This window comes from Pseudomonas sp. RGM2987, from assembly GCF_022952855.1.
Classification (GTDB): Bacteria; Pseudomonadota; Gammaproteobacteria; order Pseudomonadales; family Pseudomonadaceae; genus Aquipseudomonas.
In genome coordinates this window covers 80,827-102,053 of sequence record NZ_JALJDX010000213.1, presented here as the reverse complement: position 1 = coordinate 102,053, position 21,227 = coordinate 80,827, and the positions used below count along the sequence as shown (strand labels likewise).

Genomic DNA, 21,227 nt, shown 5'->3' with positions numbered 1-21,227 from the left:
GAACGGTGCCCCAACCCTCGGGGCACGTCAATCGGGGAAATCAGCAGTCGGGCTTGTCAGCCGTATAGCGCCGCGCCGGGTTCACCGCCGCGCCGAACTCGCGCAACGCCTTGGCGCCGATCAGCAACGGGTAGTTGAAGCTGCTGCGGTCGGTGAGGTTGACCTCCACGGTGCGCTTGACGTTACCCAGGCACATTTCCAGGTCGACCACCGGGCGCTTGCTCGGCGCGATCTTCTCATCGTCGTCTTCATCTTCTTCGGAGCGGGTCTTGATCTTGCTGATGCGTGCGATCTTGTGCTCGTAGACCTTGTTGCTCGCATCCTTGGTCGCCAGACGGAAGCGAACCCAGTCGTCGCCATCGCGGGTGAAGGTCTCGATGTCCTTGGCCGACAGCGAGGCGGTCAGGGCACCGGTGTCCATCTTGGCCTTGAGCACCTCACCGCCGATTTCCGGCAGCGCGATGTATTCGTAGCGCCCGTACAGGGTCGGCTCGGCGGCCAGCACTGGAAGGGCCACCAGGGAGAGCAGGGCGAGAAGGGATTTCATGCAATGAGGCTTCCTGTGTGGGGTGGGGTTTTAGACAGTGGCCGATGGATTCGTTCGGTCGCGCACCTGTGGCGAGGGAGCTTGCTCCCGCTGGGCTGCGAAGCGGCCCCACCTGGCGGCAATGCCGGAGCCTGTTTGCGACTGCTGCGCAGCCGAGCGGGAGCAAGCTCCCTCGCCACAAAAAGCGAACCCAGCATACCGGCCAAAAGGTGAAACATTCGTCCACGCCTATTTGGCCTGCCGCCCGAAGCTGCTTATCATGACCCGCCCACCTGTTCGCAAGAGTCATTTATGCGCCGCCTGCTCACCGGCTGTTTCGTCACCCTGCTGCTGTTGCTCAACACCCTGGTGCTATTCGGCCCGCTGATGGTGTTCGCCCTGCTCAAACTGATCCTGCCCGGGCGCTTTCGTGACTACGCCTCGTGGGCGGTGATGTGGATCGCCGAGACCTGGGCCGAGATCGACAAACTGATCTTCGCCCTGTGCATTCCCACCCGTTGGGACATCCGCGGCGGTGCCGACCTGCGCCGCGATACGTCGTACCTGGTAATCAGCAATCACCAATCCTGGGTAGATATCCCCGCCCTGGTCCATACCCTCAACCGCCGCACACCGTTCTTCAAGTTCTTCCTCAAGAAAGAACTGATCTGGGTGCCGTTCCTCGGGCTGGCCTGGTGGGCGCTGGACTACCCGTTCATGAAGCGTTACACCAAGGCGTTCCTGGCGAAGAACCCGACACTTGCCGGCAAGGATCTGGAAATCACCAAGGCTGCTTGCGAGCTGTTCAAGCGCCAACCGGTCACCGTGGTCAACTACCTCGAAGGCACCCGCTTCACCGCCACCAAAAGCCAGCAACAACAATCCCCCTTCACCCACCTGCTCAAGCCCAAGGCCGGCGGCGTGGCGTTCGTACTGGCGGCGATGGGTGAGCAACTTGACGCCATCCTCGACGTCACGGTGGTCTACCCACAGGACCGGATTCCCGGGTTCTGGGACCTGATCAGCGGCGCCGTGCCCCGGGTCATCATCGACATCCAGACCCGCGAACTGGAGCCGGCGCTATGGCAGGGCGATTACGAAAACGACCCGGTGTTTCGCCAGCAGGTGCAGGCGTGGGTGAATCAGCTCTGGACCGAGAAGGACCGGCGGATTGCGGCCTTGCGCAGCGAAGCACAAGGCACCTGACAGTCTGATAGCAGCCAGCGACTGAAAGACCTCCGACGTAGAGGTCTCTTTTCGGGCGCCTGTCTCTTATCAATTCCAAATCGATATAAAAAACTGTCAGCCCTGACAGTAGCCCTCACCAGGCACAGCCGCAAACATGTCGCCGGGACACACTAGGGGGGCAAGCCTAATGCGAAACTTCATGACGCACGGCGGCGCTGGCATTTGCTTGCTGATCATCGGCCATGTCCATGCCGGGGAAGTCATTTGTCCGGCCGCGATACAGATCCATGGCACCGGTGAAACAGTAGAAACCCAGGATGACCGAGAATGGCAGAGTCAGGCCCCGGAACAGGAGGCCAACCCGGCGGTGCAGCAATTCAACGAGACCGAGTTCGCGGTCCATGAACCCGACGAAGATGAACAGGTACCCAGGAGGGTGACCTTCATCTGTAATTACGGTGGGAACACGCTCACGCTGGATTATCAGCCGACGTCTCTGTCCTGGGCGGCCAACCGTAGCGCGAGCGAGGACACCTACACTTGCGAACGGGTGAACACCGACTACGTCAGTTTGAGATTCTGATGGCTTCTTGGCGGATTTTCGATGTCGCCACTTTCGTCAAACACCCGCCCCCGTACCCCAAATTCCCCCCAGGTTCTGCAGCAACGAACCGGCAACCCCCTGTTGCCCAAGATACTCAAGAATCACCGGAGCAAACTGCCCAATCATCCCGCTGTCCATGCCCAGCGCACTGAAAGCGTTGTTCAAGTCCTGAGTGTCTTTGACGTTACCGAGCAAACCGTCGAGCAGGGCATTCTTGTCCGACCCACCGCCAAGCAGTCCGCCGAGGCCATTGAGCCCACCAATGGCATTGTCGCCGGCAATCTGATCAAGGCCCGGCACGCTTTTGCTCAATTCGGAAAACTGCGGCTCGCTGAGCCGGTTCTTCGCCAGCCCAAGCATTGCCCCGGCGCCGCCGATGGCCTGTTCCGGGGTGATCTTGAGCTCCGAGCCGAGGGTATTGAGCAACCCGGCGGCTTTCGGCGCTGCGGCCACCGCGCCCTCTCCTTGTTCGCCCTGATTACCCTGCATCGCCGACAGCACGTTGGCTGCGTCATCGAGGCTGAACTGCGCGAAGGCCGGGCTAGCCGCCAACGACAGCAGGCAAGACAGGGCGAAACCGCGTGAAACCTTCATCAGAACACCTCTTATCTCGGAAAAACCGCCCACAAAGGTGCGGCGCAAAATCGGACGTTGGACTGGGGCGGTCAGGGATTGTTCCTCCTTACGATTCACAGCTGAATTGGAGACCTGCCCTGCAAACGCATTTCCCGTACAGTACGGCATCTTCCAGCAGAGCTTGCCTATGAACGTAAAAATCGGTGGAGCAACCCTCGCGGTCATCCTCACGGGCATGCTCATTGCCCTGGGTGTCAACGAATGCCAGCGTGGTCCGCTCAACCCTGAAGTTGCCGACGGTACCAGCGACGAGCAAAAGGCCTGGTTGACCATCGAGCACCGCATCAAGCGCTCCGACCCGGCGCTGACCGACGTGTACCGCGACCAACAGACGCTGACCGTGCGCTACCGTCCTGAAAAATGCACGGATGAGTGCGAAGCCTGGGTTCCACAGCTGCTGCGCGTTGTCGGTCATGGCCTGGCGGCGCTCAATAATGCGCCGGGCGGCAAGCAGTACACGCAAGTGACAGTCAAGGCGCGGCTGCTGGTCGATGATGACGTGGAGCTGGTTTATGACATGCAAGGTTTCGACGCCATCAAGACCCAACGCGATGGCTACATCACCTTCGCCAGCCTGCCCCGCAGCCTGACATTCAGCCGCGCCGCGCTGGCCCAGGCTCAGGACGAATGTCGTAATCCGAGTACACAAGGTTTCTACCCTGAATTCTGTGAGCGAATTGGGAAGGCAAAAGCACGCGACTAACCGTGGCGAGCGAGCTTGCTCGCGCTCGAGTGCGCAGCGCTTGCCCATGGTTTCGGAACAGCGAGGGCTGCTTCGCAACCCAGCGGGAGCAAGCTCCCTCGCCACAATGGCGTTCGGTCAGTGGTTGCGGCTGCGACGTGCCGGCCTCTTCGATCGTCGATTCTCGGACGCGGCCCCACGGCATGACCGCTTTGTGACAGTCATCTGAATATCACCCGCAAGCGGTTATTCCCTTTCGGCATTGCCTACTGTCAGCTCTGACAGTAGGCAGCTGTTCAGGCCGACTCTAAGCTCCAACTGTGTCAACAGAAACAAGGCGGACGAGCATCTTTGCTCTTGCGCTTTATTCATTCGGGCTTAGGACAATAATAATGAACGACCGAATCAAAGGCACCGTTAAGTGGTTTAACGATGCAAAAGGCTATGGTTTCATTACCTGCGGCAAAGGCGGCGAAGAACTGTTTGTTCATTACTCCGCGATTTCCGGCGAGGGTTATAAAACCTTGAAAGAACGCCAAACTGTCTCTTTTGAAGTTGAGCAGGGTGAGAAAGGCATGCAGGCGACGAGAGTCACGCCGGAATAGAGATACGCTTTCAGGAAATGCTGCCATGCCTTTCGAGCACAAAAAGCTGCTCTGCCAATACAGCTACGACCCTTTGGATCGGCTGGTCGCCTGCACCCCAGCCGACCAAGCCAGCGCCCGGCGGTTCTACCTGAAGGACCGCCTGACCACTGAAACGCAAGGCTCGGCGCGGTGCTCGATTTTCCAGCAAGGCGATCAGCTCCTGGCACAACAACACAGGGACAATGCCGTCAAAACCACGCTGCTCGCGACTGACCAACAGCGATCGGTATTGCATGCGCTCAACACGCAGCTGCATCCCCTTGCTTACACGCCATACGGTCACCGCGCTCAGGAAAACGGTTTACTCAGTCTGCTCGGCTTTAATGGGGAACCATCGGACCCGCTGACGGGGCATTATTTGTTGGGCAATGGTTATCGAGCATTCAATCCGACGTTGATGCGGTTTAATGGTCCGGACAATTTGGGTCCGTTTGGGAAGGGCGGATTGAATACTTATGCTTATTGTATGGGTGACCCGGTGAATCGGACTGATCCGACGGGAAACACATGGGGATGGGTAAAAACCATATTACGGAGCACTGGACTCATGAGTAATTCAATTCCTTCCGATTTTTTAATGTTCTCACACAATACGCCAAGAGCCCGAGTGGTAGAGATATATCCACCACGACAGGTAATACGCTCCACTGACAGCCCTGCGACTTTACAAAATACCAAATCTGCTGCCTGGACGGCCGGTAATGCGTCTTCGCTGCAGGTAGACAACGTGCCCTCCCGTCGCGGCTCTAACTCTTATTACTTGGAGGGAGGCAATAGATCGAATAACCAGCGATTTAGGCGCCCATCATCTGAGTCGTCTCAATTTGACGAAACTATTGGAATTACCCCTGACGACCCTCCCAGTTACTATGATTTATTTCCCGATCAAGAAACAATTTCGCGTCGTCACTCGACCGACTTAACAAGAAGCCAGCGCGACATAAGAGGACAAACCTAAAGCTACAAAAAATACAGAAGCAGGAAGAAACGTACAATTGAACAACAATCAACAGCACAAAAAAGGGCGACACAAAGTCGCCCTTCCTATTTTCAAACCAACCTCAAGCCGCACTAAACATCTTATGCGGATCAATCACAAACTTCTTCGGCACGCCCGCATCGAACTCGCCATAGCCCTTCGGCGCGTCATCCAGGCTGATCACCTGCACACCGACGATTTCGGCAATGTTGATGCGGTCCCACATGATCGCTTGCATCAGCGCGCGGTTGTACTTCATGACCGGGGTCTGGCCGGTGTGGAAGCTGTGGGATTTGGCCCAGCCCAGGCCGAAGCGGATGCTCAGGCTGCCCATCTTCGCGGCGGCGTCGACGGCGCCCGGGTCTTCGGTGACGTAGAGGCCGGGGATGCCGATTTTGCCGGCCACGCGGACCACGCCCATCAGTGAGTTGAGCACGGTGGCCGGGGCTTCGTGCTTGACGCCGTCATGGCCGTGGCCGCGGGCTTCGAAGCCGACGCAGTCAACGGCGCAATCGACTTCTGGCTCGCCCAACAGGGCGGCAATTTGCTCGTGCAGCGGGGTGTCGGTGGACAGGTCGACGATTTCAAAGCCTTGCGCCTTGGCGTGGGCCAGGCGGATGGAGTTGACGTCACCGATGATCACCACGGCAGCACCCAGCAGGCGCGCGGAGGCGGCGGCCGCCAGGCCAACCGGGCCGGCGCCAGCGATGTACACGGTGCTGCCTGGGCCGACACCAGCGGTGACAGCACCGTGGTAGCCGGTTGGCAGGATGTCCGAGAGGCAGGTCAGGTCACGGATTTTTTCCATGGCCTTGTCGCGGTCCGGCAGTTTCAGCAGGTTGAAATCGGCGTACGGCACCAGCACGTATTCGGCTTGGCCGCCGGTCCAGTCGCCCATGTCGACGTAGCCGTAGGCACCGCCGGCACGCGCCGGGTTGACGGTCAGGCAGACACCGGTGTGTTGCTCCTTGCAGGAACGGCAGCGCCCGCATGCAACGTTGAACGGCACTGACACCAGGTCACCGATTTTCAGGTTCTCGACATCGCTGCCCTTCTCGATCACTTCACCGGTGATTTCATGGCCCAGGACCAGGCCGGTTTGGGCGGTGGTACGGCCGCGCACCATGTGCTGGTCGGAGCCGCAGATGTTGGTGGATACCACGCGCAGGATGACACCGTGCTCGATCTTCCTGCCGCGCGGGTCCTGCATTTTTGGATAGTCGATTTTCTGTACTTCAACCTTGCCCTGGCCGAGATACACGACTCCACGATTACCGGACATGCTTTCACCTCGCTGTTGTTTTTATGAAACTGCGCTGCCCAGGCAGGCAGCGCGTTGATTGCTCGGGTTAGTGCTTGTGTCTTGTTGTCTGTAAGGGCCTCTTCGCGAGCAAGCCCGCTCCCACAATGGATTTGTGGCGTATCGAAGACTTGTATAACAACGTAAATCCTGTGGGAGCGGGCTTGCTCGCGAATGGCTGCGAAGCAGCCCCAAAAAAGCTAAAGAACGACAGTTCTGTTGGCATTGAGAAACACCCGTCTCTCGATGTGATACCCCACCGCCCGGGCCAATGTGAGCCCTTCGATATCCCGCCCCTTGGCGATCAGGTCTTCGGGGTAATGGCTGTGGTCCACCACTTCCACGCCCTGGGCGATGATCGGGCCTTCGTCCAGGTCGTTGTTGATGTAGTGCGCCGTGGCACCGACCAGCTTCACGCCTTTGTTGTAGGCCTGGTGATACGGCTTGGCGCCTTTGAAACCCGGCAGCAGGGAGTGGTGGATGTTGATGGCCTTGCCGTCGAGCTTGCGACACAGCTCCGGCGACAGCACCTGCATGTAGCGGGCGAGGATGACCAGTTCGGCGCCGGTGTCTTCGATCACCTGCCACACCTGGCGCTCCTGGGCCGGCTTGTCGTTCGGGTCCAGGGGGAAATGGTAGTAGGGAATCTGGTGCCAGTCGGCCAACGGCTTGAGGTCCGGGTGGTTGGAAACCACCGCTACCACGTCCATGGACAATTGGCCGATGCGCTGGCGGTAGAGCAAGTCATTGAGGCAGTGATCGGCCTTGGAGACCATGATCACCACTTTCGGCCGGTAGTTGGGTGGGGTCAGTTCGAAGACCATGCCAAAGGCTTCGGCACGCTCGGCCAGGCCGGCGCGGAAATCCTCTTCGGCAAAGCCGTCGGGCTGGCGGAATTCCACACGAATGAAGAAACGCCCCGAGAGGCGATCGTCGAAAGAGTGGTGCTCGGTGACGTAGCAGCCCTGCTCGAACAGAAAGCGGGTCACCGCGTCCACCGTGCCGAGCACGCTGGGGCAGTCGGCAGTCAAGATCCATGTGTCTGGGGCGCGGCTCATTGCGGTGACTCCTGTTCAAAATAGCGGTGCGACAGAGAAACCCTGTGGCGAGGGAGCTTGCTCCCGCTGGGTTGCGCAGCAACCCCAAATAAGCAACCGCGCGCCTTCATCAGGGACGCGGGCTCAGGCTTTACGACTGCTGCGCAGCCGGGCGGGAGCAAGCTCCCTCGCCACAAGAGCATTCGAACACTGCGTTAAGCCTGCACGCTCAACCCGTACTCAGCCGAAGCATCCTGCAACCACAGCCACCAATAATCGGAGAAGCTGCGGCGGATCAGCAGTTCCCAGGTGTCTTCGGCGGTGTGGCGGATCACCAGTTGCGACTTGGCGAACACAGCACCCACGGCCTTGCCCACCGGGAAGCTGCTTGGGTGAACGTCGTAGCTGGTGGATTTCATCAGCACGTCGCGCACGTTCGGGCCGGACAGTTCGAGGATCTGCTGGCCGCCGCTGACGTTGACGATCTGGATGTGCAGCTCGCCCAGCGCTTCGCGCAGCTTCTGCTCGGCGGCGAACTCTTCACCGGTCGGCACGATCAGCAGCCATTCATCCGGCCCCATCCATTGCAAACTGGTCTCGCCTTTGACGATGACGCTCAACGCACCCGGCAATTCGATGCCCAGGGCCTTGTGCACCCCGGCGGCGAATGCGGCGTCGTGACCATCGCCACGAATCGTCAGGTGGCCGAGGAGTTTTTTCTCGCGCACGGTCACACCGGCGTTCTTGCGGCCCTTGCCCACCAGGCTGGCGAGGTCGGCATGGTGCAGCGACGACTCAGCTTTGGCCCCGGTGGTTGGGCGTTGTTGGTAAACATTGGCTGCTGTCATATAGCACCTGTCATGAATTCAGTAGTGCGGTGGTCTCAACTCTTGTGGTGACTGTGCTGCCGTCTTCGCGAGCAAGCCCGCTCCCACATTGGATTGATGCCCGGCTTAAATTTCTTCAGCAACTTCGACCCTGTGGGAGCGGGCTTGCTCGCGAAGGCGGCAGCCCTGCCTCCACAGAATCTGAAGGTCATCAAATATTCTGCCGATCACCCTTCGGATCGAAGAACACCGACGACACAATCTCGGCCTCGATCACGCTGCCGTCGGCCTGGGGGGAGAACACCCGCTCACCGATACGCTTCAGACCGCCCTTGACCACACCCATGGCAAACGAATAGCCCAGGGAGTTGTGCGCGTAGCTGGAGGTCACGTGACCGACCATGGTCATCGGGATCGCCTGCTTGGGGTTGAAGACCAGTTGCGCGCCTTCCGGCAACCAGACGTTCGGGTCGATCGGCTTGAGGCCCACCAGTTGCTTGCGGTCTTCGCGTACGCAATCTTCACGGTTCATGCCACGCCAGCCGATCCACGAGAACGGCTTGGTACGGCCCACGCACCAGCCCATGTTCAAGTCGTCCGGGGTCATCGAGCCGTCGGTGTCCTGGCCGACGATGATGAAACCTTTCTCGGCCCGCAGCACGTGCATGGTCTCGGTGCCGTACGGGGTCAGGTTGTACTTCTTGCCGGCCTCGACGATCTGTTCGAGCACGCCCATGGCGTAGTCGGCCTGCACGTTGATTTCGTACGACAGCTCACCGGTGAACGAGATCCGGAACACCCGCGCCGGCACGCCGCCCACCAGCCCTTCCTTCCAGGTCATGAACGGGAAGCCGTCCTTGTCCAGGTCGATGTCGGTGACTTCGCTCAACAGCTTGCGGCTGTTGGGGCCCGACAGGGTCATGGTCGCCCAGTGGTCGGTGACCGAGGTGAAGTACACCTTCAGGTCCGGCCATTCGGTCTGCTGGTAGATTTCCAGCCATTGCAGCACGCGGGCCGCACCGCCAGTGGTGGTGGTCATGATGAAGTGGTTGTCGCCGACGCAGGCGGTCACGCCGTCGTCGAACACCATGCCGTCTTCCTTGCACATCAGGCCGTAGCGGGCCTTGCCCACGTCGAGCTTGGTCCAGGCGTTGGTATAGATGCGGTTGAGGAACTCGCGGGCGTCCGGGCCCTGGATGTCGATCTTGCCCAGGGTCGAAGCGTCCAGCAGGCCGACGCTGTCACGTACTGCCTTGCATTCGCGCTTGACCGCGGCATGCAGGTCTTCGCCATTTTTCGGGAAGTACCAAGGGCGTTTCCACTGGCCGACGTCTTCGAATTCGGCGCCGTTCTTCACGTGCCAGGCATGCAGCGCGGTGAAGCGTACCGGTTCGAAGATGTGCCCGCAGTGCCGGCCCGCTACCGCGCCGAAGGTCACCGGCGTGTAGTTCGGACGGAACATGGTGGTGCCCATCTGCGGGATGCTCACGTTCAGCGAGCGGGCCGCGATGGCCAGGCCGTTGACGTTGCCCAGTTTGCCCTGGTCGGTGCCGAAGCCCAGTGCGGTGTAGCGCTTGACGTGTTCCACCGACTCGAAGCCTTCGCGGGTGGCGAGTTCGATGGCGGCGGCGGTGACGTCATTCTGCAGGTCGACGAATTGCTTCGGCGCCCGTGCGGTGGCTTTTTCGTGCGGCACCTGGAACAACGCCAGGGTCGGCTCTTCATGACGGCTCAGGGCTTTGGGCAACACGCCCTCCACCGCTTTGAAGCCGGCTTCGCTGGCTGCGCGCACGCCGCCCTCAAAGCCATCGGCCAGGGAATCACCAAGGCTGTAGACGCCATTGATGCCGCCGACACACACACGCTTCTGCGGTGCTTCGCCCGGTACGAAACCGAGGATGTCTTCACGCCAGATCGGCTTGCCACCCAGGTGCGACGCCAGGTGGACCACCGGGCTGTAGCCGCCGGAGCTGGCAACCAGGTCGCAATCGAGCCACTCGCCTGGGCTGGTGACTTTGTGCGCCTTGACGTCGATGGCGGCGATCCGCGCGCCGGTGACACGCTTGCTGCCACGGGCTTCGATCACGGCGCTGCCAGTGAGGATGCGAATGCCTTTGGCCCGTGCTTCTTCCACCAGCGCACCACGCGGGTTGCTGCGGGCATCGGCGACGGCGACCACTTGCAGGCCGGCGTCGAACCAGTCCAGGGCCACGCGATAGGCGTGGTCGTTGTTGGTGGACAGCACCAGTTTCTTGCCCGGCGCCACGCCGTAACGGCGCACGTAGGTAGAGACTGCGCCCGCCAGCATGTTGCCCGGCACGTCGTTGTTGCCGTAGACCAACGGACGTTCACAGGCACCGGTCGCCAGCACCACGCGCTTGGCGCGGACACGGTTGATGCGCTGACGGACCTGACCGATTGGCGCACGGTCACCGAGATGATCGGTCAGGCGCTCGTGAATGGTCAGGAAGTTGTGGTCGTGGTAGCCGTTCACGGTAGCGCGAGGCAGCAGCACTACTTCCGGCATCGAGCGCAGCTCAGCGATTGCCGCCGTCACCCATTCGGTCGCAGGCTTGCCGTCCAGGCTCTCGCGGGAATCGAGCAGGCTACCGCCGAACTCTTCCTGCTCGTCCGCCAGGATCACCCGTGCACCGCTGCGGGCCGCAGCCAGTGCAGCGGCCAGGCCGGCAGGGCCGGCGCCGACCACCAGCACGTCGCAATGACGGTTCATGTAGTCGTAGGTGTCCGGATCGTTCTCGGTCGGCGAGCGACCCAGGCCTGCGGCCTTGCGGATGTACTTCTCGTACGTCATCCAGAACGATTGCGGGTACATAAAGGTTTTGTAGTAGAAGCCCGGCGGCATCAGCTTGCCGCCGACCTTGCCGAGAATCCCCATCATGTCGTTGTTCACGTTCGGCCAGCCATTGGTGCTGGTGGCGACCAGACCCTGGTACAGCGCCTGTTGCGTGGCCCGCACGTTAGGAATCTGTGTGGCTTCGGTGGCGCCGATCTGCAGCACCGCGTTCGGCTCTTCGGCACCGGCGGCGAAGATGCCGCGCGGACGCGAATACTTGAAGCTGCGACCGATGATGTCGACGCCATTGGCCAGCAATGCAGCGGCCAAAGTGTCGCCTTCGAAGCCTTTGTAGGTCTGGCCGTTGAAGGTGAAGCTCAGCGCTTTGTTGCGGTCGATCCGTCCGCCGTTGGACAGGCGATTGATCTGGCTCATACCTTCTCTCCCAGAGCCTGTGCGGCCGCTTTCGGACTGTCAGCCTTGTCGGTGAATTGCGGCTTTTGGCCGATCTTGTAGGTTTCCAGGATTTCGTAGGTCACGGTGTCGCGGGTCGCGTTGAAGTACTGGCGGCAACCGGCGGCGTGAATCCACAGCTCGTGGTGCAGGCCGCGAGGGTTATCGCGGAAAAACATGTAGTCGCCCCACTGCTCGTCGGTGCAGGCGCTCGGATCCAGCGGGCGCGGGATGTGCGCTTGGCCGGACGAATGGAATTCCTCTTCGGAGCGCAGTTCGCCGCAGTGAGGACAGAAGATGTGCAACATAGGGATTTCTCCTCAAGCGCCGTGAAAACGTAGCGAGCGAAGGCAAGACAAGGCAAAAACAGGCTGGAAAGCGGAGCTTAGTGTTCTAAGTGAGCATTTCCAGCCTGTTTTTAACGCAGTATTGCCGAGCGCAGTAGTTTTCACGGTGCTTCCTGTTAGTGGGCGACGGCAGCAGCGCCATGTTCGTCGATGAGTGCACCGTTGTGGAAACGGTCGATGGAAAACGGCGCAGCCAGCGGGTGCATTTCACCCTTGGCCAGGCTGGCGGCAAACACGTTGCCCGAGCCCGGGGTGGCCTTGAAGCCACCGGTGCCCCAACCGCAGTTGAAGAACATGTTCGGCACCGGCGTCTTGGAGATGATCGGGCAAGCGTCCGGCGTGGTGTCGACGATGCCGCCCCACTGACGGTTCATGCGTACCCGCGAGAGCACCGGGAACATCTCGACGATGGCCTGGATGGTGTGCTCGATCACCGGGTACGAACCGCGCTGGCCGTAGCCGACCCAGCCGTCGATACCGGCACCGATCACCAGGTCGCCCTTGTCGGACTGGCTGATGTAGCCGTGCACTGCGTTGGACATGATCACGCTGTCAATAATTGGCTTGATCGGTTCCGACACCAGCGCTTGCAGCGGGTGGGACTCGACCGGCAGGCGGAAACCGGCGAGCTTGGCCATGTGTCCGGAGTTACCGGCGGTGACCACGCCGACACGCTTGGCGCCGATGAAGCCCTTGTTGGTTTCCACGCCGATGCACACGCCGTTTTCCTTGCGGAAACCGATCACTTCGGTCTGCTGGATCAGATCCACGCCCAAGGCGTCGGCTGCCCGGGCAAAACCCCAGGCCACGGCATCGTGACGGGCCACGCCGCCGCGACGCTGGACAGTGGCGCCCAGCACCGGGTAGCGGGTGTTCTTCGAGCAATCCAGGTACGGAATCTCATCGGCCACTTGCTTGGCGTTGAGCAGTTCGCCGTCCACGCCGTTGAGGCGGTTGGCATTGACCCGACGCTCGGAATCGCGGATGTCCTGCAGGGTGTGGCACAGGTTGTAGACGCCACGCTGGGAGAACATCACGTTGTAGTTCAGGTCCTGGGACAGGCCTTCCCAGAGTTTCATCGCGTGTTCGTACAGGTGAGCCGATTCGTCCCACAGGTAGTTGGAGCGCACGATGGTGGTGTTGCGCGCGGTGTTACCGCCGCCCAACCAGCCCTTCTCGACCACGGCCACGTTGGTGATGCCGTGCTCCTTGGCCAGGTAGTAGGCGGTCGCCAGGCCATGCCCGCCACCGCCGACGATGACCACGTCGTAGACTTTTTTCGGGGTGGGCGTGCGCCACATCCGCTGCCAGTTTTCGTGATGGCTGAGAGAGTGTTTGAAGAGGCCGAAGCCCGAATAGCGTTGCATAGTCATTTACTCCAAAACCGACTCAGCGATAAACCGGGAAGTCCGCGCACAGGGCCGCCACTTGCTGGGCGACATTGGCCTCGACATCGGCGTCGCCGAGGTTGTCGAGGATGTCGCAGATCCAGCCGGCCAGCGTCACGCACTGGCTGACCTTGAAGCCGCGGGTGGTCACCGCAGGGGTGCCAATGCGCAGGCCCGAGGTCACGAACGGCGACTGCGGGTCGTTCGGCACGGCGTTCTTGTTCACGGTGATGTGGGCGCGGCCCAGGGCAGCGTCGGCGTCCTTGCCGGTCAGGCCCTGACGGATCAGGCTGACCAGGAACAGGTGGTTATCGGTGCCGCCGGACACTACATCGTAGCCGCGCTTGATGAACACGCCAGCCATGGCCTGGGCGTTTTCGATCACTTGCTGCTGGTAGGCCTTGAAGCCAGGCTCCAACGCTTCCTTGAAGCACACCGCCTTGCCGGCGATCACATGCATCAGAGGACCGCCCTGGGCGCCCGGGAATACCGCGGCGTTGAGCTTTTTCTCGATCTCTTCGTTGGACTTGGCCAGGATCAGGCCGCCACGCGGACCGCGCAGGGTCTTGTGGGTGGTGGTGGTGACCACGTCAGCGTAAGGCAGCGGGTTCGGGTACAGGCCGGCGGCGACCAGGCCGGCAACGTGGGCCATGTCGACGAACAGCAGGGCACCGACCTTGTCGGCAATCTGGCGGAAGCGTGGGAAGTCGAGGGTCTTGGAGTAGGCCGAGAACCCGGCGACGATCATTTTCGGCTTGTGCTCGACCGCCAGGCGCTCGACTTCGTCATAGTTGATCAGGCCGGTGACGGTGTCGATGCCGTACTGCACCGCGTTGTAGAGTTTGCCCGAGGACGACACCTTGGCGCCGTGGGTCAAGTGACCGCCATGGGCCAGGCTCATGCCCAGGATGGTGTCGCCGGCTTGCAACAGGGCCAGGTACACGGCGCTGTTGGCCGAAGAACCGGAGTGCGGCTGGACGTTGGCGTAATCGGCGCCGAACAGTTGCTTGGCGCGCTCGATCGCCAGGGCTTCGACTTTGTCGACATGCTCGCAACCACCGTAGTAGCGCTTGCCCGGATAGCCTTCGGCGTATTTGTTGGTCAGGCCGCTGCCCTGGGCCTGCATCACGCGCTTGCTGGTGTAGTTCTCTGACGCGATCAGTTCGATGTGATCTTCCTGGCGTTGCTCTTCGGCATTCATCGCCGCCAGCAGTGCATCATCGTAACCCTGGATCTGGTCTTGCTTGCTGAACATCGCGTCTCTCCCAGCGGCGGCGTTGCGCCTTTTTGTCTTGGTGAGGCACCGCCGGTTCGACAGTGCCCTTTGGATGCGATGGTATGGCTGGCGCAGGCAAGTCAAATGCCTATGGACGCCACGCAAAGGCGCGTTTACGACATGCATTCAAAAGCACAGACGCGCCCGGGCTCCCTGTGGCGAGGGAGCTTGCTCCCGCTCGACTGCGTAGCAGTCGTGAAACCGGCAAACGCGGTGCGCCTGACAAATAGCATTCGCAGGCCTTGGGGCTACTTCGTAGCCCAGCGGGAGCAAGCTCCCTCGCCACAAGGGGTTACGCGGCGGCTTGGCGAACCGCGAGCAGAATCAGAAAATGCGCCGGATAAAGTGCATAGGCCCAACGCCGCATTGCCGGCGGATGAATACGACCGGCCTGTCGCAACAGCCACAACCCAAGCCCTGGCGCCAACAGACAGGCCAGCAAGCCCCACAACGCCACCGCATCCCCCAGCCACGCCGCGCCATATAGAACGCGCCACTGATTGGCCGCCACGCAGACAATCCCCGGCAACAAGACCAGGTACCAAGGCCGACGCAATACCAGCAGCATCGCCAGCGGCAGCAGCACGCCGAAGAATCCGAACATCAGCCGCGACGAAAACAGCGCCGCCAACATCAACGCCCCGACCGCCAGGCAACGCGCCTGCAGCGTCGGCAACTGCCAACCGCGAGCGACCAGCCAGCCCAGGACCAGCGTCGGCATCACATTGAAGGTCGCGGGGTCGGGAAAGAACAGCCGGTAGGGAATCTCGCTGATCGCGCTGAACAGCAGCAACCGGCCCAGGTAACGCCCCTGACCGGCGTTCATCCCGCTGCGCGACAGGTTGACCGCCATCGCCAGGCAGAACCAGGGAAACGCCAGGCGTCCAGGCACGTACAGCCAATCGGCGGAGAAACCGACATATCGCAGATGATCGAGCACCATTGCCAGCAGAGCCAGCCACTTGAGCAGGTCCAGTGCCCCGTCACGCTGGCTCATGTATGAAATGGCCCGAGGACTTTGTGATTTCCTGACAGAAACATCCGGTGTGTTCCCCCGCTAATCTTGGGTAAAGTGCGCACCAGCATCGAACACGGCGCTGTGGACTCAAGCACGCCGAACCACGGGTCTCCCCATCCGGGAGCTCGCCAGGGATCTCTTTACCCAGGACTCTCTACCTTAGGAGCAAGGCCATGACCGACAAGAGTCAACAGTTTGCCAGCGACAACTATTCCGGTATTTGCCCCGAAGCCTGGGCCGCCATGGAAGAAGCCAACCAGGGCCACCAGCGCGCCTACGGTGATGATGAGTGGACCCACCGTGCGGCGGATGATTTCCGTGCCTTGTTCGAAACCGACTGCGAAGTGTTCTTCGCGTTCAACGGCACGGCCGCCAACTCCCTGGCGCTGTCCTCGCTCTGCCAGAGTTACCACAGCGTGATCTGCTCGGAAACCGCCCACGTCGAAACCGACGAATGCGGCGCACCGGAGTTCTTTTCCAACGGCTCCAAGCTGCTGGTGGCGCGCACCGAAAACGGCAAGCTGACGCCCGAGTCGATCCGTGAAGTCGCCCTCAAGCGCCAGGACATCCACTACCCCAAGCCACGGGTCGTGACCCTGACCCAGGCCACCGAAGTCGGCAGCGTCTACACGCCGGATGAAATCCGCGCCATCAGCATCACTTGCAAGGAACTGGGGCTGAACCTGCACATGGACGGCGCACGGTTTTCCAACGCCTGTGCCTTCCTCGGCTGCACCCCGGCGGACCTGACCTGGAAGGCCGGCGTCGACGTGTTGTGCTTTGGCGGCACCAAGAACGGCATGGCGGTGGGCGAGGCGATTCTGTTCTTCAACCACGACCTGGCCGAAGACTTCGATTACCGCTGCAAACAGGCCGGGCAACTGGCCTCGAAAATGCGTTTCCTGTCCGCGCCCTGGGTCGGCCTGTTGCAAAACGACGCCTGGCTCAAGCACGCCCGCCACGCCAATCACTGCGCACAATTGCTGGCGCAGCTGGTCAGCGACATTCCCGGCGTGGAACTGATGTTCCCGGTCCAGGCCAACGGCGTGTTCCTGCAACTCTCGGAACCGGCCATCGCCGCCCTCACCGCCCGCGGCTGGCGCTTCTACACCTTCATCGGCAAGGGCGGCGCACGCTTCATGTGTTCGTGGGACACCGAAGAAGCGCGGGTGCGGGAATTGGCGGGGGATATTCGGGAAGTGATGGCGGGCTAAGTCAAGATTCACTCAAGGCCGGGCCGGACCACTGTCTGGCCCGGGGACATGATTAACCTGTGGCGAGGGGATTTATCCCCGCTGGGCTGCGAAGCGGCCCCCAAACAGCCAACTCGGTCAGCCTGATACAACTCGGTTGTGGGTTTTAGGGCTGCTTCGCAGCCCAACGGGGATAAATCCCCTCGCCACAAGAGCTCATCACCCGCCAGAGAGAACGGTTCAGAACTCGATCCGCACATCCCCTTTCGGCACACTGCAGCACGACAGGATGTAGCCTTCAGCCTCGTCGTCCTCGGTGATCCCGCCGTTGTGGTCCATCTCCACTTCCCCGCCCAGCTTCAACACCTTGCAGGTCCCGCAGATGCCCATGCCGCAGGCCTTGGGGATCATCATGCCGAGCTTGGCAGCCGCGGCGTGGACGGTTTCGCCCGGTGCCACGCGAATGCTCTTGCCCGAGGAGGTGAACTCCACCAGGTGCAAATCTGCTGCATCGACTTCCGGGGCGTCCGCAGCCTGTTCGGCCTGTTCCACTGCGTCGGCACGGGCTTCCGGTGGCGTAGCCCCGAACGATTCCTCGTGGTAGCGCTTCATGTCGAAACCGGCGTTTTCCAGCAGGCGCTTGACCGCGTTCATGTACGGCGTCGGGCCGCAGCAGAACACTTCGCGCTCGAGGAAGTCCGGCGCCATCAGCTCCAGCATCTTGTGGTTCAGGTAGCCGCGATAGCCGGCCCAGGGTTCGCCCAGGCCGTGTTTTTCGCAGATCAGGTGCAGGCTGAAGTTGTCGATCCGCGACGCCATGTGTTCCAGCTCGCGGTGATAGATGATGTCCTTGGGCGAACGGGCACTGTGGATGAACACCATGTCGACGTTGCCGTTGGTGTCGTAGTACCAGCGCGCCATGGACATGACTGGCGTGATGCCGACGCCACCGCTGAGGTAGAGGACTTTCGGGGCGGAGAAGTCGATGGCATTGAACAGCCCCACCGGGCCATGCACCGCCAGCTCCTGGCCTTCATGCAGGGTGTCGTGCAGCCAGTTGGAAACCCGGCCCCCCGGCACGCGCTTGATGGTCACCGAAAAGCTGTAGGGCACCGACGGCGAGCTGGAGATGGTGTAGGAACGCATGACCTGCTGGCCTTCGATCTCCAGCTCCAGGGTCACGAACTGCCCCGGCTTGAAGAAGAACATGATCGGCTGGTCGGCCATGAAACAGAAGGTGCGCACATCCCAGGTTTCCTGGATGACTTTGACGCAACGCACGATATGTCGGCCATTGGCCCAGGTCTGGGTGGTGACCGGGTTCAGGAAATTATTGGACATGCTGTTCTCCACGGCCGACTGTCGGCCTTCATGATGGCGATTGTGCGCAGGCGTCGGACGTGTCGTTTACCTATTCGCGACATTCACATACTTATCGCGACCAGCCCCCAACCACCGGGGCTTGCGCGTCGGGAACAGATTGGGCCATGTCGCCCATGGATAAGGTTCCGGCCCTGCGCGGCCCCACACTCGCTCCAACAGACAAACAACGTTTTCTGCCTTGCGTAGCACAACCGATTAGTCATTTTTCGCCGGCCACACAGATGGCCTTGAGGATAAAACGATGGACGTGACCACCACCCTGAGCCTGGGCGATCCGCTGGAACCCGCACGCAAGGCCACCGCGCAGATGCTACAGGAACGCGAGCGCACGTTCTCGCTGCCGCAGCCGTTCTACAGCGACGAGCGCCTGTTCGACATCGACATGCAGGAGATCTTCCAGAAGGAATGGTTGATCGCCGGCATGACCTGCGAGATCCCGGCCAAGGGCAACTACCTGACCCTGCAAGTGGGCAAGAACCCGATCATCGTGATCCGCGGCGCCGATGGCGTTGTGCATGCCTTCCACAACGTCTGCCGCCATCGCGGTTCGCGCTTGTGCACCAGCGAAAAGGGCAAGGTCGCCAAACTGGTCTGCCATTACCACCAGTGGACTTACGAGCTGGACGGCCGCCTGCTGTTCGCCGGCACCGAAATGGGCGCCGATTTCGACATGAAGCAGTACGGCCTCAAGCCTGTGAACGTGAAGACCTCCGGTGGCTACATCTTCATCAGCCTGGCGGAAAACCCACCGGCCATCGACGATTTCCTGTCCACACTGAACCACTACATGGAACCGTACGACATGGAAAACACCAAGGTGGCGGTGCAAACCACCTTGATGGAAAAAGCCAACTGGAAGCTGGTGCTGGAAAACAACCGTGAGTGCTACCACTGCGGCGGCTCGCACCCGGAATTGCTCAAGACCCTGCTGGAATGGGACGACGTCACCGACCCGCGCGCCGACCAGGCCTTCAAGGACCACGTGGCCGACTCCGCCGCTGCCTGGGAAGCCGAGAAAATCCCTTACGCTCATAAGAGCTTCGGCCTGCGTAACCGCATCGTGCGCATGCCACTGCTCAAGGGCACCGTGTCGATGACCATGGACGGCAAGCAGGGCTGCGCCAAACTGATGGGCCGCATCAAGAACCCTGACCTGGGCTCGATGCGTATCCTGCACCTGCCGCATTCGTGGAACCACTGCATGGGCGACCACATCATCGTGTTCACCGTGTGGCCGATCAGCGCCCAGGAAACCATGGTCACCACCAAGTGGCTGGTGCACAAGGACGCCGTCGAAGGCGTGGACTACGACGTAGCGCGCATGCGCCAGGTCTGGGACGCCACCAACGACCAGGACCGTCGCCTGGCCGAAGAAAACCAGCGCGGCATCAACTCCACCGCCTACCAGCCGGGCCCGTACTCCAAGACCTATGAGTTCGGCGTGGTGAACTTCGTGGATTGGTACAGCGAGCGCATGCTCAATAACCTGGGGGCCGAGCCTGCGCCGTACCTCAAGGGCGTGCCGGTCCAGGGCTAAGAGCAAAAGCTTCGCGAGCAAGCCCGCTCCCACAGGGCATCCCTGGTGTAATGAAGATCCAGTGAGGGAGCCGAGCTTGCTCGCTCCCACGGGGATCTCCGGTGCAATGGAAATTCGGTGTGGGAGCGGGCTTGCTCGCGAAGGCGGCTTAAGTAGCACCGATCACTTCGAAGACCACCGCACCGACCCATCCTCCCCATAGAACGTCTCTTCAATATCCTCCCCCACCAGCCGCACCTTCACATACCCGTTCAACACCCGCTCCGGATACACCTCGTCCCCCGCCAGTTCCGTTTCCGACCACAGCACTCGGGCATGGCCATTCAGTTCGCTGGTGGTGCCGTAGGGAATCGCCCCATGCCCGGCGCAGCGCGCATGCAATCCGCCTTGAGGCGCATAGCAGATGCCGTTGTGCAAATGCCCCCAGTACCAGTAATCCGGCTCACGCCCCAAGGCATCACACACCGGCTGATACAACGCCGTCTTGTTGTGCCCGGAGATATCGAAGCCCTGGTGATGACTGAGCACCATCAGTTTCTTGCGCTTGGGCAGGTTTCTCATCCAGTCGATCTGTTGCGCGTTGAGGGTGCCATCCATGTACAGGTTCATGGCATCGGAGGCGTAGGCACTGTCCAGGCCCACCACCAGCCAGTCGTCGTTGTACAAGGCAAAGTAGCTGGTGCCCTGCTGCACTGGGAAGCGCTTGGCCAGTTCCTTGAAATAGCCGTGGGCGCCGCTGTACATCTCATGGTTGGAGTTAAGGGTGAACGAACCGTGCTTGCCCTGCGGCCAGCCGACCATGTCGACGTCTTCCTGGGAATGGGTCCCGGCGTAGTAGACATCCCCCAAGTGAATGGTGAAGTCAGCCTGGGCCAATTGCATCTGGTTGGCGACCGCGACCGCCGGGGCGTGGCTGTCGAACGGCCCGGTACCCCAGTCACCGGCAATCGCCAGCACTACATCGCTGTCCATCCTGACCAGTGCCGGATTAGTCGCGAACGGCGCATGGTGCCGCAGATTCTCGATCCACTTGAGCAGTGCCTCGCTCCACAACAGATCCAGCAACTCCCATTTGCGACAACCGAGCAAGGTACCGTCCTTGAGCACCCGGGTTGGCAATTCGTCCTCGGTTTGCGGCAGCGGCGTGGCGTTACCGATCTTCAGGATCGACAGGCCATGAGACAACTCCCACGGCACCGCCGGCTCGTCGTCCGGCAGGTCGCCATGCTCGATGACGTGCCGGGCCTGGTCGTGCCCCCGCTCCAGCAGCTTGACGATGGCCTGGAACTCCTCGGGTTCCAGGTCGTTGACGAGTTTCTTCCAGGACATTTCCAGCCGCGTGACCAACCCGTGCAGGCGGACCTTGACCTTGTCGAACTCATGTTCCAGATGGTGCAGTAATGACATGGAAA

19 protein-coding genes are annotated in these 21,227 nt (G+C 61.0%); 7 read left to right on the top strand and 12 right to left on the bottom strand.

Annotated elements, in window-relative coordinates; translation table 11 throughout:
* Window positions 1–40: 40 nt before the first annotated feature.
* Window positions 41–547 (bottom strand): ATP-dependent zinc protease, encoded by a 507-nt coding sequence (locus RGM2987_RS20565; RefSeq protein ID WP_245144659.1) that lies wholly within the window; start codon window positions 545–547, stop codon window positions 41–43.
* Window positions 548–838: 291 nt separating this feature from the next.
* On the opposite strand from RGM2987_RS20565, the gene RGM2987_RS20560 reads away from it, so the two are divergent.
* The gene (locus RGM2987_RS20560; protein ID WP_245144658.1) at window positions 839–1,732 is read left to right on the top strand and encodes an acyltransferase; all 894 of its coding nucleotides are present in this window, start codon (window positions 839–841) and stop codon (window positions 1,730–1,732) included.
* A 181-nt stretch (window positions 1,733–1,913) separates the two neighbouring features.
* Window positions 1,914–2,297, top strand: coding sequence for a DUF3757 domain-containing protein (locus RGM2987_RS20555; protein WP_245144657.1), 384 nt, complete (start codon window positions 1,914–1,916; stop codon window positions 2,295–2,297).
* Window positions 2,298–2,333: 36 nt separating this feature from the next.
* Here RGM2987_RS20555 and RGM2987_RS20550 read toward each other — a convergent pair whose 3' ends face one another.
* The gene (locus RGM2987_RS20550; RefSeq protein WP_245144656.1) at window positions 2,334–2,912 is read right to left on the bottom strand and encodes a DUF2780 domain-containing protein; all 579 of its coding nucleotides are present in this window, start codon (window positions 2,910–2,912) and stop codon (window positions 2,334–2,336) included.
* 169 nt (window positions 2,913–3,081) lie between these two features.
* Between RGM2987_RS20550 and RGM2987_RS20545 the strand changes: the two genes are divergently transcribed.
* The 3 genes from RGM2987_RS20545 to RGM2987_RS20535 all read left to right on the top strand — a co-directional run bounded on the left by RGM2987_RS20545 (window position 3,082) and on the right by RGM2987_RS20535 (window position 5,241).
* Window positions 3,082–3,657: a hypothetical protein gene (locus tag RGM2987_RS20545; RefSeq protein ID WP_245144655.1), complete on the top strand. Its 576-nt coding sequence runs from the start codon at window positions 3,082–3,084 to the stop codon at window positions 3,655–3,657.
* A 371-nt stretch (window positions 3,658–4,028) separates the two neighbouring features.
* Window positions 4,029–4,241: a cold shock domain-containing protein gene (locus tag RGM2987_RS20540; RefSeq protein ID WP_245144654.1), complete on the top strand. Its 213-nt coding sequence runs from the start codon at window positions 4,029–4,031 to the stop codon at window positions 4,239–4,241.
* Window positions 4,242–4,266: 25 nt separating this feature from the next.
* Window positions 4,267–5,241: an RHS repeat-associated core domain-containing protein gene (locus RGM2987_RS20535; protein ID WP_245144653.1), complete on the top strand. Its 975-nt coding sequence runs from the start codon at window positions 4,267–4,269 to the stop codon at window positions 5,239–5,241.
* Between the two features lie 103 nt (window positions 5,242–5,344).
* Here RGM2987_RS20535 and fdhA read toward each other — a convergent pair whose 3' ends face one another.
* The 8 genes from fdhA to RGM2987_RS20495 form a co-directional block, all read right to left on the bottom strand.
* Window positions 5,345–6,544 carry a formaldehyde dehydrogenase, glutathione-independent gene (gene fdhA, locus RGM2987_RS20530; protein WP_245144652.1) on the bottom strand — a complete coding sequence of 400 codons (1,200 nt, stop codon included), beginning with the start codon at window positions 6,542–6,544 and terminating at the stop codon, window positions 5,345–5,347.
* A 218-nt stretch (window positions 6,545–6,762) separates the two neighbouring features.
* Entirely contained in the window at window positions 6,763–7,620 is an 858-nt protein-coding gene (gene purU, locus RGM2987_RS20525) for a formyltetrahydrofolate deformylase (RefSeq protein ID WP_245144651.1), read from the bottom strand.
* A gap of 194 nt (window positions 7,621–7,814) precedes the next feature.
* Window positions 7,815–8,447 (bottom strand): sarcosine oxidase subunit gamma family protein, encoded by a 633-nt coding sequence (soxG, locus tag RGM2987_RS20520; protein ID WP_245144650.1) that lies wholly within the window; start codon window positions 8,445–8,447, stop codon window positions 7,815–7,817.
* 190 nt (window positions 8,448–8,637) lie between these two features.
* Window positions 8,638–11,655, bottom strand: a complete 3,018-nt coding sequence (locus RGM2987_RS20515; RefSeq protein ID WP_245144649.1) for a sarcosine oxidase subunit alpha — start codon at window positions 11,653–11,655, stop codon at window positions 8,638–8,640.
* Complete coding sequence (locus RGM2987_RS20510) at window positions 11,652–11,981, bottom strand: sarcosine oxidase subunit delta (RefSeq protein WP_245144648.1); 330 nt, start codon at window positions 11,979–11,981, stop codon at window positions 11,652–11,654. Before RGM2987_RS20510 ends, RGM2987_RS20515 begins: the two co-directional genes overlap by 4 nt.
* A gap of 155 nt (window positions 11,982–12,136) precedes the next feature.
* Window positions 12,137–13,387 (bottom strand): sarcosine oxidase subunit beta family protein, encoded by a 1,251-nt coding sequence (locus tag RGM2987_RS20505; protein WP_024779446.1) that lies wholly within the window; start codon window positions 13,385–13,387, stop codon window positions 12,137–12,139.
* Window positions 13,388–13,409: 22 nt separating this feature from the next.
* Entirely contained in the window at window positions 13,410–14,663 is a 1,254-nt protein-coding gene (locus RGM2987_RS20500; RefSeq protein ID WP_245144647.1) for a serine hydroxymethyltransferase, read from the bottom strand.
* A gap of 313 nt (window positions 14,664–14,976) precedes the next feature.
* Window positions 14,977–15,681 carry a TraX family protein gene (locus RGM2987_RS20495; protein WP_245144646.1) on the bottom strand — a complete coding sequence of 235 codons (705 nt, stop codon included), beginning with the start codon at window positions 15,679–15,681 and terminating at the stop codon, window positions 14,977–14,979.
* A 194-nt stretch (window positions 15,682–15,875) separates the two neighbouring features.
* On the opposite strand from RGM2987_RS20495, the gene RGM2987_RS20490 reads away from it, so the two are divergent.
* Window positions 15,876–16,916 (top strand): low specificity L-threonine aldolase, encoded by a 1,041-nt coding sequence (locus RGM2987_RS20490; RefSeq protein WP_245144645.1) that lies wholly within the window; start codon window positions 15,876–15,878, stop codon window positions 16,914–16,916.
* Between the two features lie 219 nt (window positions 16,917–17,135).
* Here RGM2987_RS20490 and gbcB read toward each other — a convergent pair whose 3' ends face one another.
* Window positions 17,136–18,236, bottom strand: coding sequence for a glycine-betaine demethylase subunit GbcB (gene gbcB / locus RGM2987_RS20485; protein ID WP_245144644.1), 1,101 nt, complete (start codon window positions 18,234–18,236; stop codon window positions 17,136–17,138).
* Window positions 18,237–18,519: 283 nt separating this feature from the next.
* Here gbcB and gbcA point away from each other — a divergent pair, with 283 nt between their 5' ends.
* Window positions 18,520–19,815, top strand: coding sequence for a glycine-betaine demethylase subunit GbcA (gbcA, locus tag RGM2987_RS20480; RefSeq protein WP_245144643.1), 1,296 nt, complete (start codon window positions 18,520–18,522; stop codon window positions 19,813–19,815).
* A 162-nt stretch (window positions 19,816–19,977) separates the two neighbouring features.
* Here gbcA and RGM2987_RS20475 read toward each other — a convergent pair whose 3' ends face one another.
* Window positions 19,978–21,222 carry a metallophosphoesterase gene (locus tag RGM2987_RS20475; protein WP_245144642.1) on the bottom strand — a complete coding sequence of 415 codons (1,245 nt, stop codon included), beginning with the start codon at window positions 21,220–21,222 and terminating at the stop codon, window positions 19,978–19,980.
* Window positions 21,223–21,227: the final 5 nt, after the last annotated feature.